This is a genomic window from Bacillus sp. V5-8f (assembly GCF_002863565.1).
In the GTDB taxonomy this organism is placed as follows: Bacteria; Bacillota; Bacilli; order Bacillales; family DSM-1321; genus Peribacillus.
Genome location: NZ_PGUW01000007.1, coordinates 76,863 through 92,374, shown reverse-complemented (window position 1 = coordinate 92,374; position 15,512 = coordinate 76,863). Strand labels below are relative to the sequence as shown.

At 40.3% G+C, this 15,512-nt stretch carries 16 protein-coding genes; 7 read left to right on the top strand and 9 right to left on the bottom strand.

Annotated elements, in window-relative coordinates; genetic code table 11:
* Positions 1–27: 27 nt before the first annotated feature.
* The 5 genes from CUU64_RS11250 to CUU64_RS11230 form a co-directional block, all read right to left on the bottom strand.
* Positions 28–606, bottom strand: coding sequence for a 5' nucleotidase, NT5C type (locus tag CUU64_RS11250; RefSeq protein WP_257985493.1), 579 nt, complete (start codon positions 604–606; stop codon positions 28–30).
* Positions 590–1,723, bottom strand: coding sequence for a bifunctional diaminohydroxyphosphoribosylaminopyrimidine deaminase/5-amino-6-(5-phosphoribosylamino)uracil reductase RibD (gene ribD / locus CUU64_RS11245; RefSeq protein ID WP_101633722.1), 1,134 nt, complete (start codon positions 1,721–1,723; stop codon positions 590–592). The genes CUU64_RS11250 and ribD overlap by 17 nt, the downstream gene beginning before the upstream one ends.
* Positions 1,716–2,471: a GTP cyclohydrolase II gene (locus tag CUU64_RS11240; RefSeq protein WP_101633721.1), complete on the bottom strand. Its 756-nt coding sequence runs from the start codon at positions 2,469–2,471 to the stop codon at positions 1,716–1,718. The genes ribD and CUU64_RS11240 overlap by 8 nt, the downstream gene beginning before the upstream one ends.
* A gap of 731 nt (positions 2,472–3,202) precedes the next feature.
* A complete protein-coding gene (locus tag CUU64_RS11235; protein ID WP_101633720.1) occupies positions 3,203–4,621 on the bottom strand; it encodes a SpoVR family protein in 1,419 nt (472 codons plus the stop codon).
* A 156-nt stretch (positions 4,622–4,777) separates the two neighbouring features.
* Positions 4,778–5,101 carry a DUF3889 domain-containing protein gene (locus CUU64_RS11230; protein WP_180954559.1) on the bottom strand — a complete coding sequence of 108 codons (324 nt, stop codon included), beginning with the start codon at positions 5,099–5,101 and terminating at the stop codon, positions 4,778–4,780.
* A gap of 336 nt (positions 5,102–5,437) precedes the next feature.
* Between CUU64_RS11230 and CUU64_RS11225 the strand changes: the two genes are divergently transcribed.
* The gene (locus tag CUU64_RS11225; protein WP_101633718.1) at positions 5,438–5,677 is read left to right on the top strand and encodes a YhdB family protein; all 240 of its coding nucleotides are present in this window, start codon (positions 5,438–5,440) and stop codon (positions 5,675–5,677) included.
* A 145-nt stretch (positions 5,678–5,822) separates the two neighbouring features.
* On the opposite strand, the gene CUU64_RS11220 is transcribed toward CUU64_RS11225, so the two are convergent.
* Positions 5,823–7,370, bottom strand: a complete 1,548-nt coding sequence (locus CUU64_RS11220; protein WP_101633717.1) for a bifunctional GNAT family N-acetyltransferase/carbon-nitrogen hydrolase family protein — start codon at positions 7,368–7,370, stop codon at positions 5,823–5,825.
* 314 nt (positions 7,371–7,684) lie between these two features.
* Between CUU64_RS11220 and CUU64_RS11215 the strand changes: the two genes are divergently transcribed.
* Both CUU64_RS11215 and CUU64_RS11210 read left to right on the top strand, forming a co-directional pair.
* Complete coding sequence (locus tag CUU64_RS11215; protein WP_101633716.1) at positions 7,685–8,122, top strand: disulfide oxidoreductase; 438 nt, start codon at positions 7,685–7,687, stop codon at positions 8,120–8,122.
* Positions 8,119–8,589 (top strand): thioredoxin family protein, encoded by a 471-nt coding sequence (locus CUU64_RS11210; protein ID WP_101633715.1) that lies wholly within the window; start codon positions 8,119–8,121, stop codon positions 8,587–8,589. Before CUU64_RS11215 ends, CUU64_RS11210 begins: the two co-directional genes overlap by 4 nt.
* A gap of 109 nt (positions 8,590–8,698) precedes the next feature.
* On the opposite strand, the gene CUU64_RS11205 is transcribed toward CUU64_RS11210, so the two are convergent.
* Positions 8,699–9,115 carry a DUF5365 family protein gene (locus CUU64_RS11205; protein ID WP_101633714.1) on the bottom strand — a complete coding sequence of 139 codons (417 nt, stop codon included), beginning with the start codon at positions 9,113–9,115 and terminating at the stop codon, positions 8,699–8,701.
* Between the two features lie 217 nt (positions 9,116–9,332).
* Here CUU64_RS11205 and CUU64_RS11200 point away from each other — a divergent pair, with 217 nt between their 5' ends.
* Positions 9,333–10,247, top strand: coding sequence for an RluA family pseudouridine synthase (locus CUU64_RS11200; protein ID WP_308302368.1), 915 nt, complete (start codon positions 9,333–9,335; stop codon positions 10,245–10,247).
* 138 nt (positions 10,248–10,385) lie between these two features.
* On the opposite strand, the gene CUU64_RS11195 is transcribed toward CUU64_RS11200, so the two are convergent.
* Positions 10,386–10,640: a GlsB/YeaQ/YmgE family stress response membrane protein gene (locus CUU64_RS11195; RefSeq protein ID WP_101633713.1), complete on the bottom strand. Its 255-nt coding sequence runs from the start codon at positions 10,638–10,640 to the stop codon at positions 10,386–10,388.
* A gap of 586 nt (positions 10,641–11,226) precedes the next feature.
* Entirely contained in the window at positions 11,227–12,057 is an 831-nt protein-coding gene (locus tag CUU64_RS11190) for an aldo/keto reductase (protein WP_101633712.1), read from the bottom strand.
* Positions 12,058–12,418: 361 nt separating this feature from the next.
* On the opposite strand from CUU64_RS11190, the gene CUU64_RS11185 reads away from it, so the two are divergent.
* The 3 genes from CUU64_RS11185 to CUU64_RS11175 all read left to right on the top strand — a co-directional run bounded on the left by CUU64_RS11185 (position 12,419) and on the right by CUU64_RS11175 (position 15,494).
* Positions 12,419–13,039 (top strand): DUF47 domain-containing protein, encoded by a 621-nt coding sequence (locus tag CUU64_RS11185; RefSeq protein WP_101633711.1) that lies wholly within the window; start codon positions 12,419–12,421, stop codon positions 13,037–13,039.
* A 14-nt stretch (positions 13,040–13,053) separates the two neighbouring features.
* Positions 13,054–14,052, top strand: coding sequence for an inorganic phosphate transporter (locus CUU64_RS11180; RefSeq protein ID WP_101633710.1), 999 nt, complete (start codon positions 13,054–13,056; stop codon positions 14,050–14,052).
* 188 nt (positions 14,053–14,240) lie between these two features.
* The gene (locus CUU64_RS11175) at positions 14,241–15,494 is read left to right on the top strand and encodes a PucR family transcriptional regulator (protein WP_101633709.1); all 1,254 of its coding nucleotides are present in this window, start codon (positions 14,241–14,243) and stop codon (positions 15,492–15,494) included.
* The last annotated feature ends 18 nt before the right edge of the window (positions 15,495–15,512 follow it).

Sequence of the window (15,512 nt, the reverse complement as noted above, 5' to 3'; positions counted from 1 at the left end):
TTTTCTATTCTTCCAAAGAGGCAATGTCTAACCTTTCTTAACCGTTTTCTTAACCAATTCTGTTATTTCAGACCAATTGGTAAAACGGGGCAGTCCAAGATTTTGATTGTAGGATTGGTCTTTTACGAATAATTGAGCACGTTCGTTCGAAAGTGTTTCTAGCACCGCAGGTTTATCGTCAAAATAAAAATCTAAATCCAGATTCTGAATGATTTTTACTTTTTCTTCATCTTTCATTCCGAAAAAAAACCGGCCTTCCTGAACTGGGAATCCGTTTTCTATTAACCATTTTTTCGTGCGCTCGCCATGCTCCTTTGGCCTAGCGGTTATATAATATATTTCATGACCTTGTTCATCCAGCTCGTGCAGAAATTCTACAGCACCCGGATATAAGGGACATGTCGTATAATAGATTTCTTCCAGGGAACTGTTCCACATCTCTTTCCCTTGTTCATCCGATAGCCCAAATGCCTCATGGATTTCAACCCTTTTCAGGGCATGGAATACATCAAGAGCAACATTTTGGTTCAGCTTGTTATTGTAAATGTGAAACGCATGCTGCCTTAGGTTGATTAAGGTATCATCTATATCAAAACCAAATTTCATTTCTTTGTCCCTCTTGTAATTGTTTAGTTTTGTACTTTGGATAGCCAACGAACTTAAAGTCTTTCCCTATGCTTTCTACCGTCATATCGGCAAGTTCAACCGCATCAGCCATTTTATCGATGCCCATGCCTTCCAGGAAAGTAGGAGCAGCTTTGCCGCCAGCCAATTTAGGCGCTATATAAATCATCACTTTATCAACCAATTGATTTTCAAGAAAAGAGGCGTTGATGGTTCCGCCGCCCTCCACCAAAACAGAGGAAATGGAATATTTCCCGAGGACCTGCAACACCTCAAATGGATTTACTCTCTTAGGGTCCTTCGTTACAAAGACCTTCACACCCACTTCCTCTAACCGTTCCTTCTTGTCAGGATCATGTGATCCGCTCGTAAAAATCCACGTATCAGCTAAGTTATCTGTAACTACTTTTGACTCCAGGGGAATTTTTAAAGTAGAATCCAGAACTACGCGGATTGGATTGCGTCCATTAGGAATTCTTGCGGTGAGCTCTGGATTATCGTGAATTACGGTACCTGCCCCGACAAGGATTGCCTGGTTCGTACTTCTTTCCTTGTGGACATCATATCTAGCGTCTTCAGACGTAATCCATTTGCTGTCTGATGAAGCAGTCGCAATTTTCCCATCAAGTGTAATCCCCGCCTTCACCGTAACAAACGGCATCTGACTTACGATAAATTTATTAAATACTTCATTCATTTTCCGTGATTCTTCTTCCAGGACGCCAACGATGACCTCAATTCCTGCATCTTCGAGAATTTTCACGCCTCTTCCTGATACAAGCGGGTTTGGATCTAAAGTCGCAATTACCACTCGCTTAATGCCTGCTTCTACAATCGCTACCGCACATGGCCCCGTTCGGCCGTGATGTGAACATGGTTCAAGCGTAACGTAAATCGTTCCTCCCTTTGCTTTTTCGCCAGCTATCCGGAGAGCATGAATTTCCGCATGAGGTTCCCCTGCTTTTAAGTGCGCACCAATACCTACTACCCTGTTGTCATTTACTATAACCGAACCAACTAATGGATTTGGGTCTGTTTGCCCTTTCATTGCCTGCGCATTTTTCAGGGCCAGGTCCATATAAAATTCATGGTTAGTCATGTACAGGCATTCCTTCCTGTTCCAGATGGCCGGAGCGGTTTATCTTCGTCTGCAAATATTTTTCATTAAATTCTGAGATGTCACCCCATAAAGGTGTTCTGCCTTCCACGAGCATGCCTGCGTCTTCGAGGGCACGCAATTTCTTTGGATTATTTGTGATAAGTGTAACAGGCTTTGTACGCAATGCTTTTAGAACTTTAATTGCGTCATCATAGTTTCGGGAATCATCCACAAAACCTAAATTTATATTAGCATCAACCGTATCATAGCCATTTTCCTGTAGGACATAGGCCATCGCCTTGCTGAATAGCCCGATTCCCCGGCCTTCATGGTTGGCTAAATAAAATAAAGCCCCTGTTCCATGCTCTTTAATCATTCTCATGGATTGCTTTAGCTGGAAACCGCAATCGCAGCGCTTGCTTCCGAAAATGTCACCTGTATGGCAAATGGAATGCATACGGATCAAGGCATGATCGGCAAATTCAAAATCTCCATAAACAAGTACACTAGATTGTTGGTATTGCGCCAGATTTTCAGATGCTAACTTCTCGATAATCCGTTCATAGTCCGCTGTTGCCTCATCACAATTCAGCCAGCAATACCACTTAAATGTAACCGTTTCTCCATCAAGATTTACGGGCAGTCGTATAGGCCCAACCAGATAAATGGCACCGGAATCTTTTTTGATTAACTGGATTTTATCTTCTAATACAGATATAATTTCTTTTTGTATTTTTGTATCGTTCATTGTTTTATTCACCTTTTTGTTTTATTTTGCAATTCAGTTAGAGTCTTTATCCGAACTTCAAACTTACTTTATGTAAGTAAGTTTAAATACGTAACAAAAAGTCGTCAAGCTTTTTGTCTGCCTTTAGTACTAGCAAAGAAGGAGTTCGTCAAAGCGATTTTATTTATTATGTGGTTTAAGTAATCCGTTTAACCTACTCCCTCATGTCATTATGCAAATTTGCAATTATAGTCTGCAATCAATATTGTATAAAGCATATTGCTAAGTACACAAGTAAAACCTTATATAAAGAAAAAAAAGACTCTCAGTAAGTTTCTAACACCCAAACCTGAAACCGTGCATACATTTTTAAGGAAGTTGGTTTTAGGATTTCGGATGTCACTTATTCGGTACACTCTCATCTCAGAAATGTTGCTTTCCATATCAGTATTTTTGGAACAATCCAGGTTGTTACTTGCGCGATCAGTAAAATACACAGTAACATACACGTTTACTTGGGTAGTATACTAAAATTTACAGCAATACTTCCCAGCTTTTAAGTTAACATCGGGTACATGATGGACACAATTTCTGTATGTCTTTCATTTCATGCGGGACATGATGGACAAAACTTCAAAAATCAGGCAAGTAAAATGTCCTTCCTCCTGGACATGAAAGACAAATTTCGAATAGTAGGCAAGTAAATGTCCCTCCTGGGAATTAAAAAAGACTGCCAAAATACAGCAGCCTCCTCACAAATATTTTCGATGAATTCCTTTCCCATCATACGAGAACAGAATTTCCTTATTTTCCATCATTGATTCAAGATGAATGGGTCGGCCCCATAACTGAAAAATGTACGGCAGTACTTTTTCCAAATATTTCACATCCAGTTCAATACCTTCAAACCAATGTTTTAAATATAATTCACCATTTCGGAGATAATCACCATCATTTACAGTTAGATAAGGGAAGCCTCCATTTACACGCATGCTGACGAGTTGATCCCGTACTTGTTCCCAGTCCTTGTCGACGATCTTGTAATCCTTGCCCTGCTTCTGGAATAGATACATATCCTCACGGGTAACCAGATCCTTTGTTAGGTAATTTCGCAGAAAAGAGATGTCGCTCTCGATTTCGCGCACTTCGAACATTTTCTCCCTGCCAGTTCCAGGTTGAACGCCGTACTGTTTCATTTCATCATTCGGATTATCATACCGCTCTTCAATATCTTCAAATATTTTCAAGCCCAAGTAATAAGGATTGATGCTGGTTCGCGATGGCTGTACAACTCCAGCATTTAGCTTTGCGAATTCAATCGCTTCATCTGAAGTTAAATCCAGCTCACGGAGAATCCGTTGATGCCAGTATGAAGCCCAGCCTTCGTTCATAATTTTTGTCTCAAGCTGCGGCCAGAAATAAAGCATTTCCTCCCTCATCATTGTGAGAATATCTCGCTGCCATGCTGTGAGCTCTCTGCTGTATTGCTCAATGAACAGAAGAAGATCTTTTTCAGGCTGCGGAGGGAATTTCTTTTTCTTTTTCACAGTATTTGGACGGGGTTTCTCCTTCTTATCAAGTCCCCATAAATCGTCATATGGAGTGGCAGAAGGTTTTGGAGTATCCTCTTCTTCTTCCGTATCATCCAACGTCCAGGACAGTTTCGGGCGGAGAAGCGAGGGATCGATATGCTCTTCTATCGACAATACGGCATCCAGGAAGGTCTCGACCTCCTTCTTTCCGTATTGGATCTCATATCGCCGGATCCGTTCGGCGGTGGCCGCCATGCTCTCTACCATATCGCGCTTCGTATTTTGGAATCGAACATTGTTTTTAAAAAAGTCGCAGTGGGCCAGTACATGCGCTACGATAAGTTTATTTTGGATTAATGTGTTGGAATCAAGCAAAAATGCATAACACGGATCAGAGTTAATCACCAATTCATAAATCTTGCTAAGCCCAAAATCGTAATGCAGCTTCATTTTATGGAATTGTTTCCCAAAGCTCCAGTGGGAAAAACGAGTAGGCATACCGTAAGCACCAAATGTATAAATGATTTCAGAAGGGCAGATTTCATAGCGCATAGGATAAAAGTCGAGGCCGAATCCTTTTGCAATCTCCGTTATCTCATCGATGGATTTTTCCAGGGCTTTTTGTTCGGCAATATTCATAAGCGTCCCCCCATTTTCCTCTCTTACCACAATGTATGATTAAATTAGGGGAAAATGACGGCTAGGTAGATATTTTCAACTAGCGTAAAGAATAGAAAAACGCCTGGGAATGAACTGCACCCCAAGCGTTTCTTTTCTACTGACTTCAGCCGTAATTTATCGTGGTATTTGGCCACTTGTTTCTTCCACAGTCAGATTTAACAATTTATTATTGATTGTGCTATGTTTCACCTTAACGAGTGGCTTTACCCTTTTTCCGTTTTCATTTACCGTAAAAAGAAATGAATCCTCTACAAGTCCGGTTCCAACATTTTTACGGCCCATGTATTGATAATCTGTGACAGCTTCTCCAGGATAGTCTGCCTGTACCGCGGCAATTGCAATTTTTCCATACTTTTCATAATCCGGTTGTTGTGCGCTGACCATGCCTGAATGGCAAATAAATATCAGAGCGAAGAGAATTGCAGGCACTTTTTTCATAGGTGCTCCTCCCATACTTATTTATATACCTTTAATATGTGCTATGTTCCTTCGCTTATACTTTTTAACGGTTCGTATGGCAAGCAAGTTAATAAGCAAGAACATTTAATATTTTTCCTATATTTCCTTCAAATCCGAATCCATTTTTTCATATGTATAAGTATGCTTGGTGTAGAAAGAGCTCAAAATTTATTCATCTTTCTGGTTTGTCCAGCTAACTTCTATCCAGGTAAATTAAAACAGACACGAATTCGCCGTATCTCCACTTTTTGCATGAGATTTTTCTGAGATTTGAGAGAAAAATACAAGTAACTCCTTTAAGGAGGAGAGATGCCAATGAATAAAACAGATTATGATCGCGCCCTGTTTTACACACATCGGTCAGAATGGGATAACCTGCTCATCTTAATGGTGCGGACAAAAGACAATATTTTATCCAAGAGGATTGAACATTTTCTTCACGCTTACAATTTTGAAGATGACTACAGCATTATCGAATCAAAGCTTTATGGCCTCCTCCGTTACCTTGACCATGCCGCAGAAATGTCTTTACATGACATACGCTTATATGGCTAAGGGGATGGAAAAAATAAAAAGTATATTTTGGCACAGAATCTAATACCGAGGGATACTTGGCTGGTACCCGATTAGCGAAGCAAAAAGAGGCTGATGTCAATCATCAGCCTCTTCTTTTCATACAGAAAAGGTCATTTACGCATGCTTATTTCATACCTGTTTTGTATTCTATCCTATAAACGTCATTGCGCCTGTCCTTTAGCTGGCGGACGGTCCCCGATTGCCGCTGCCGGCGCAAAATCTCAAGGTCAACATCCCCGATCACAACCATTTCAATATTGGGGTTAGTTTCCCCCACAATCCCATCCCGGGCAAATTCAAAATCAGAAGGCGCAAAAATCGCTGATTGGGCATATTGGATATCCATGTTTTCCGTTTGTGGCAAATTCCCAACCGTACCGGATATCACGGTGTAAATTTGGTTTTCTACAGCGCGTGCCTGGGCGCAATAACGTACCCTTAAGTACCCCTGTCTGTCTTCCGTATTAAAAGGCGTGAAAATAATTTTGGCACCCATCTCCGTAGCAATTCGCGCCAGCTCCGGAAATTCAATATCGTAACAAATCTGGATGGCAATGCGCCCGCAGTCCGTATCAAAAACCTGCACCCGATCTCCCGGACTTAATCCCCACCATTTACGTTCATTAGGTGTGATATGGATTTTATACTGCTTTTCGATCGTTCCATCTCTTCGGAATAAGTAGGCAATATTATAGATATTATCATCGTCTTCCTTTACAACATGGGACCCGCCGATGATATTCACGTTATAACGGATTGCAAGTGTCGTAAACAGCTCGATATATTGCTCGGTGAAATCAGTCAGCTTTCTTATAGCCAGGCTCGGAGATTTCTCATTCAAAAAGGACATTAGCTGGGTTGTAAAAAGTTCCGGAAAAACTGCAAAGTCTGCGTGGGCATCTGAGGCCACATCGGTGAAATATTCTACCTGGTTTGCAAAATCCTCAAATGTGTTGATTTGCCGCATCATATATTGTACAACACATATCCGTACGGGCTCAGACGTTTTATAATGCCTTCTTGTTTTTGGATGATAATCGACATTATTCCACTCCATTAAAGTCGCATATTTATTGGACGCCTTATCATCCGGAAGATAATTCGGATTGATGCGCATCAGGCTAAACCCATTCAGCAGCTGGAAGGAAAGAACAGGATCATAAATTTTGTGAAGCTGCACTTCCCTGACATATTCCCTTGGCGATAGTTCATCAGCGTATTTATGGTAGTTCGGGATCCGGCCCCCTATAATGATACTTTTTAAATTTAATTGGGCCGCAAGTTCTTTTCGCGCTTCATATAATCGCTGTCCTATTTTCATCCTGCGGAAATCCGGGTGAACCATTACTTCTATTCCGTATAAATTATAGCCATTCGGGTCGTGATTGGTGATATATCCATTATCTGTAACATCGTCCCATGAATGGCGGTCATCATATTCATCAAAATTGATGATTAAGCTCGAACACGAACCGATGACTTTTCCGTCGTATTCTGCACAGAATTGACCTTCCGGAAAAATTTCAAGATGGCTTTCAAGCTGTTCCCGCTTCCAGGGAATCATGCCAGGAAAACAGACTGCCTGCATGGATATAATCCCATCTATATCACTATGTTTCATGTTCCGTATTTCCATTTTCTTTTCAAACTTATGCAAATCAAGTTTTGTCATGGTAGCCTTGCACTCCTTTTAACACATATAACCGCACAGGAAATTCTTCCCGGTATCAATTATCCGGTTATGTATTTCCTGTATTTTTACCCTTTTAAAGAAATACTCAAACGGATTCAACCCTGTTGCCTCCCATCAGGTTCTTTCTTGTTCATATATATTTATCAGTCCCTTTTCTTAGGCCGTTTATTACTAGTAATTTTGGAAATAGAAAAATTGCTTTCCAAAAATGCCCGTCCTCGGAACTATATATTTTACAGCCTAAAGGAATACATAATATAATTTGATAGAAATTATAAATAGGTGGAGTTCGGATGAAGAAAACGAAAGGCAATCAGGAAAACATTCTTTTTATCGCATGGGCCGCTGCCATTGTTGCGATGTCGGGGAGCTTGTTCTTCTCTGAAATTAAGCAATATGAACCGTGCGAGCTTTGCTGGTACCAAAGGATCATCATGTATCCTTTCACTGTGATACTGGGTGTTGCCATCGTCAAAAAAGATTACGGAATAAGCCTTTACACTATGGTTCTTTCAGCAATCGGGGCTAGTATATCTATATACCATTATTTAATTCAAAAGGTATCGTTTTTATCGGAACATGCCCCTGCGTGCGGAAGGGTTCCTTGCACAGGGCAATATATCAACTGGGCTGGCTTTATAACGATTCCTTTCCTGGCGTTGACCGCCTTTGCCATTATTTTCATCTGCAGTTATATCGTTTGGAAAAATACCAGGGAGGCAACATCATGAAGAAGATAGTTATATTCTTAGCCATTATCATTGTTTTATTTGCCGTTATTGCCATCATTACCAATGTTCAAAAAGAAGAGCAGTCCCAGGGAAATCCTTATGGGAAGGACAACCTCAAGCCTTCGACGATTGATCAGCTTGATGATCCAAATTACCAAAACTTAATCCTTCCTGAGGAGCTTGAAAAGAAGCTCACAGAAAACGAGGAAGTAACAGTCTATTTCTACAGCCCTGAATGTCCTCACTGTCAAAAGACCACACCGATTGTAGCCCCATTGGCTGAAAAAATGGGCATCGATTTGGTCCAGTACAACCTGTTAGAATTCGAACAGGGGTGGGATAAATACAAGCTTGAGTCTACACCAACCATCGTCCATTATAAAGATGGTAAAGAGCAGGCTCGTATCGTAGGATATAATGAAGAAGCCACTTTCAAAAAATGGTTTGAGACACATGGTGTTAACTAGAAATGCAAAGGCAGCTCCTAATGGCTGTTTTACTTAACAATCAAAACGAGGCAGCCTCTATATAGGGTGCCTCGTTTTGATTGTTAAGTTTGAAGATATGTAGGATATCTTAGACAAGGTATTGATTAGCAGCTTCCACATACAAAAGATATGAATTTTCACTTTTTTCTTTTTTTATAGAGGTGAAGTGCTCAAAATTAAGAGGGAAGAATATCCCATAATCATTAAGAATCCTTATGTTGTTTTCAAATAAATCTTCAAATTTTTGTTCAAGGGGTTGGTTGCTATTTTCTTTCTTCTCTAATATTGAGATGATAACCTGTAGGCAAGTCATGACCTGATAGGCATCCTTAAGTGTCCCAAAATATGGAATGTTGTTAGCCGGAGTTTGCAATACCCCAATCTGCTCAAATTGAAGAATTTCTTCATTAGTAAAATACCGGGGAAAAATGGACCCGTAAAAGATCGAGACTAGATTTCCGATTTCCTGCTCCTGTTCAGATGTTGAAGAAAAGACAATCTTCACCGAAATAACCCACCTTTTAAGTCACAAAGACCGTTCTATCTTTGATTTTGCATACTTTTGTTTAGAATAACATATGAACCACAAAAAAAGGGTGGTAATTATACCCACTCACCATTATTCTTATAGGAATATAGTTACTGATTTTTTCCTATTGATGTCATTTTATAGCAAAATTTATATCGTTTCAACACTGACTATGTCGAAAGTAGGGAGAAAATTGATTGAATCTGTCAAACAAGGTAAATTCTTGGTCGTGACCATACCTGATGATTGGAAGCATTATACTATCGAAGGCATTTTTAAGGATTATTGGAAAGTTCCGAAAAAAATGATCCACGAATGGCGAATGGGGAAAGCGGTAACCGTCAATGATCAAAAAATCCCCTGGACCTCCCTGTTAAAACCCGGTGACAGGCTCGCGGTACCGGTATTTGAAGATACTGATGATTTAGTAGCCGCTACCGATTTACAAATATCCATTTTATATGAAGATGAACATCTATTGATTGTAAATAAGCCGCCAGGAATGGACACCCACCCCAATTCTGCCGGTCAGGCTGATACGTTAATGAATGGTGTCGCTCACTATCTGCTTTCCACGGAACAGCCTACAATGGCAAAACATATTCACCGGTTGGATAAGGACACCTCCGGAGCAGTCCTTTTTGCAAAGAATCGCCTATCCGGCGTCATGCTTGATAAAATGCTCGAGGAAAGAAAAATCCATCGGACATATTTAGCTATTGTGCACGGCTTACTATCAAAAGCAAAAGGGACAATCAATGAAAAAATCGGCCGGGATAGACATCACCCAACTAGAAGAAGGGTTTCACCGACGGGGCAGACTGCTATCACTCATTTTCGGGTGCTAGAGCGTGACCCTAAAAAAAAGTTAACGATTGTAAAGTGTTCTCTTGAAAGCGGCCGTACGCATCAAATTCGTGTACACTTCAGCCATATCGGACATCCGCTTGCTGGTGACGTTTTGTATGGAGGCAAAGCTGTTTTTCCGCGTCAAGCGCTACATGCATATAAAATCAGTTTCATCCATCCGGTAACAGAGGAACCCATTGAATGCATTGCTCCGTTTTTAGATTCTGTGCCTATTTTTCCTGATTTCCCACTTCCATAAAAAGCTGGGCCTATTCCAAACACTATCGTTTATTTTTTGTATGCTTAATTCGGCTATAATATGCCACTTAATCCATCCGTGACTGCAAAAAAACCTTCCCGATAAGGGAAGGTTTGCGGCTCTTGAAAACCATTTTTATTAAGATGTTTTACGCATGCCTTTGAAGATAAGGCTTAGTACAAAGACTAATACAATGGCTCCGATTAGAGCAGGGATAATGGCAAAGTCACCAACAACAGGACCCCAGTCTCCAAGGATTAGAGAACCTAACCAAGCCCCAATGAAACCAGCAATAATGTTACCGATAATACCAAATGGTACATCTCGTCCAACAATCATGCCAGCTAACCAACCAATAATCCCTCCAATAATTAATGACCATAGAAATTCCATGTTTAATTTCCTCCTTAGTTTGTGATATTCTGAATTCTACAATTTAGAGTTAAAGAAGAAGGCTTTATAACCTTACTTCTGCTCTTACGGCATTACATACGGCTTGCTTTTTGATAAACAACCATCAATGGCCTTTTTAAATTATTTTATATAATTCCTGATCCAAACCTAGGCTTATTCTTGGTTGTTATGAAAAGGCTACAACATATGGGTTATTATCTGTCAGTGATCCATTTTTCATACATATATGTTTTTCAAATCATTGGCGAACCTTTTCACCCATAATACCCTGCAGCCAGTAAGCAAAGCCTTATCGGACCAACAGCTTTTACTTCCAAAGCTTCACCTCCCGTACGCTTTTTACTTAGCTGTGTATCCTTGCCGCTGTACTCAATGTTTTCCCCGCTGACAAAATTCCAAACCTAAATAACGAATAAAAAAACGTATAAAAAATGACGATTATCTTATAAAAAACAGGGTAAATTAATAATTTATAAATCCCCATTTAAATAAATATACATAAATATACATCTTTGATTCAAAAAAAGGAAAAGGCACTGTGGCCTTTTCCCTTGTAGAGAAGGATTTAAAAATTAAAATTATCTGGGTCTGCCCCATATCTTTCATTAAGATTCAGAGCATCAATTTTACTCATTTCATCCAGGCTTAATTCAAAATCAAAGACCTGTGCATTTTCTTCAATGCGTGATGGTGTGACGGATTTTGGAATGACAACGATTCCATGCTGCAAGTGCCATCTGATTAGTACTTGGGCTGTTGTCTTTCCGTGCTTTTCGGCTATGTGTTTCAAGGTAGGCTCATCAATCAGATTCCCTTGCCCAAGAGGGCCCCAAGCTTCGACTTTGATATCGTGCTTTTCGCAGAACTCCCTAAGTTCTGGTTGGGCTAATCTAGGGTGCAGTTCCACCTGGTCAATCACAGGTTTAAGTTCACTGTTTGCAAATAAATCTTCCAGGTGATGGATATGGAAATTGCTCACCCCGATGGACCGTACCCTTCCGTCCTTGTAAAGCTTCTCTAATGCCTTCCATGTTTCATTGTACTTTCCTTTTACAGGCCAATGAATCAAATAAAGATCCAAGTACTCCAATCCCAGCCGTTTTAAACTGTCATCATATGCTTTTAATGTAGATTCATAGCCCTGGTCGCTATTCCATACCTTCGATGTGATAAACAATTCCGCACGGGGTATGCCACTTTCCCTTATTGCCTTACCTACGCCTTCTTCGTTTTTATAAACGGCTGCCGTGTCAATGGAACGATATCCGATTTCCAATGCTTTTTTTACGGATTCCACTGTTTGGCTTCCCTCTTCAACCTTAAACACCCCAAACCCAAGCTGGGGCATACTGACTCCGTTATGTAAAGTTATGGTGTCCTTGATATTTTTGATCATGGAAAAACCTCCTTTTCTTTTTTACTAATTGTAGCATTTTACCAATTGTACTTCCTAATGATTAGTCTTTTACCAATTTAAAAACTTAATCATATATTTTCACTAACAGGTTTTTATTTATTCGATGCGTAGTGCCCAACCTGTAGGGTATAAAAGAGGGAGAAATATTTTGTTAAGTTCGTTTAGGACTTTTCTAAAAATTTCGTATTTACAATGTTAAGATTTTGTAAATTTTATTCGAAAGGACTTTCGCAATTTGTCGAATTTCGGATACAATTGTTTAGCTTATACTATGCGTAAGTTATATTCCTGGATGAAGTAATCATGCATAAATAATGCAAAAAATTGGGGGTTTTTTTATATGGTTTTCAAGAAAAAGGATAAGTTTGCAATTCTTCTTACAAGCATCGCCCAAAATTTAAAAGAGGCCGCAGATGCGTTCGCTGATTACAAGCTGAACAATGTCAGCGATTTAAAAGTATTCGCGGACAATATGAAGGATTTTGAGCATAAAGGCGATGACATGGTCCACGAAGTTATTAAAGAGCTTAATAATGCCTTTATCACTCCTATTGAGCGCGAAGATATCCTCGCGCTGACCATGAGCATGGATGATGTTCTTGACGGCCTTGAGCATACGGCAGCATTGTTTGAAATGTACTCTATCATGAATGCGGATGAATATATGCTGAAGTTTGTAGACGCAATCAAAGAATGTACTTATGAAATTGTTAAGTCAGTTGAACTACTGTCATCAAAGAGTAAATTGCCAAGCATTCGCCAGCATGCAATAAAAATAAAGGATCTTGAATCAGTTTGTGATGGCATCCAGCGTCAATCGATCAAGAACTTGTTTGCAGTTGAGAAGGATCCGATCCGAATCATTCAATATAAAGAGATTTATGAAGATCTCGAGGAAATTGCAGACAGCTGCCAAACAGTCGCCAATACGCTTGAAACTATCATCATGAAAAATGCTTAAGGAGTCCTCCATACATGGATACTTTATTTATTATAACAATTCTTATAGTAATCGGAGCATTGGCATTTGACTTCATCAATGGGTTTCATGATACAGCAAATGCGATTGCCACATCCGTTTCAACAAAGGCATTGAAACCAAGGCATGCGATTATTTTGGCCGCCGTCATGAACTTTCTCGGTGCCATGACATTCACCGGAGTTGCAAAAACCATCACAAAGGATATCGTAGATCCATTCACCTTAAACAATGGTGCCCTAGTGATTCTTGCCGCCTTGATAGCCGCTATTGCCTGGAACTTAATCACTTGGTACTACGGGATACCAAGCAGTTCCTCCCACGCAATTATCGGTTCAATAGCTGGAGCAGCTATTGGCGCAGCCGGGTTCGGGGCTTTGAACTGGACCGGATTTCTTAAAATCCTTCAAGCGTTGATCATTTCCCCGCTATTGGCTTTTGGTGTGGGTTACCTGGTTTACAGCCTTTTTAAAATCATATTTAAAAATAATAACCTAACGAAAACAAATAGGGGTTTTCGTTATTTCCAAATACTCACAGCAGCACTTCAAGCCTATACACATGGTACGAATGATGCCCAGAAAGCCATGGGAATCATCGTAATGGCGTTAATTGCCAACGGCCAACTTTCAACCACTGATATCCCGTTCTGGGTACAGGTTTCCTGTGCCCTGGCAATGGGACTCGGAACATCTGTCGGCGGTTGGAAAATCATTAAAACTGTCGGCGGTGGAATCATGAAAATCCGTCCAGTAAATGGTGTTGCAGCTGACTTGACGGGTGCGTCTATTATTTTCGGCGCTACTTTTATCCACTTGCCAGTCAGCACGACACATGTTATTTCATCCTCAATCCTTGGAGTGGGTGCCGCCCACCGTGTTAAGGGGGTAAAATGGGGAACTGCACAGCGTATGATCATTACTTGGTTCATTACGTTGCCAATTTCAGGTACGCTCGCGGCCCTCATTTACTTCTTATTAAACCTATTGTTCTAAGGGTTCCGCTGGTTGGTCCATAAAAAAAATCCTTTCCGTCCGGAAAGGATTTTTTTATAGAACTGCATGATCTGCATGCCTCTTTTTCGCTTGGTCCTGAGCTGGATTATAATTTTACTGCTGATATTTTGTTAAGATTATAATAATATTTGATTAAAGACACTATGGAACTTTCAAGGGGTTTTTGTATGGATGTATCCGGCGGAAAAAAAGACATTTTTAAAGGTATTTTCGGGGATCTGATGGAATTTGCGGATCGTGTCAGTTCCGTATTGGGCTGCCCGGTTACGATTGAGGACGGCAATCATCGCGTACTCGCATACAGTATGCACGATGACACCACCGACCAGGCCAGAATTTCAACAATCATAAGCCGCAGGGTTCCCGAAAAAGTGATTAACAGTCTTTGGAGAGAAGGAATACTGCCAGCTATCATAAGCAGCGATAAGCCTGTTCAAGTGCCGTCTATCAATGAAGTGGGCCTAGGAAAGCGTGCAGCGATTTCCATCCGCAAAAACAATGAAGTCCTTGGGTTCATATGGGCTTTAGAAGTGAATAAACCATTTTCCAAAGAAGACATGGACTTTTTGGAACTCGCAGCCAAAGAAGCAAAAAACCAGCTTTTGCAGCTGCAGATCCGAAAAAAAAGAAAAGAAGAAAGCCATCAGGAATTCTTTTGGCAGCTTCTGACAGCCCATTTCCAGGATGAGCAGGACATCGCCAGAAGGCTTGCACAATTTTCCTTGCCTAAACCCGCATGTTTCACAGTACTGGTCTTCGAATTTCCAGAGGAAATAACACAGGAAGTTGAACGTAATATATCCTATATGCTAACAACCACCCAAAAAGTTAAGCCCTTTTTTTTCACGACAGATCAAAGGAAATTGATATTACTTGTTGGTTCTAAACAAAAAGATGGGTTCGAGACCTCGATTAAAGAGTTCATTCCTTATTTCATCAATCAGATGTCGACGAGGTTCAGTGTCAACGACATATTAGGCACATGCGGCGGCATCTATCGTTCTTTAATTCAAGGAACCGATAGCTATGAGGAAGCTTTGTTCACTTTAAAAATAAAACGGGCATTTCCAAAGGAGACAAAGGACCTGACTGAATATCAGGAACTTGGGATCTTCCAATCACTCGATACCCTTGTAAAAAGCCGATATTCCTTGACGGAGCATATACCCATTCAAGCCTTAAATTCATATGATAATAAAAACCAAACAAACCTGATACATACGTTACAGGTATATTTAGAAAAAGACTGCAACCCTGCTGAGACGGCAAAGCAGCTTCATATCCATATAAATACATTAACCTACCGGTTAAAGCGAATAGCGGATATAGGAAGAATCAACTTAAAAGACCCCTTACAAAAAGTTACTTTATACCTTGATTTTAAAATGAAGCAGTACCAAGAGTTTTTACAAAAAAAATGAACATGTCAGCTATTCCTC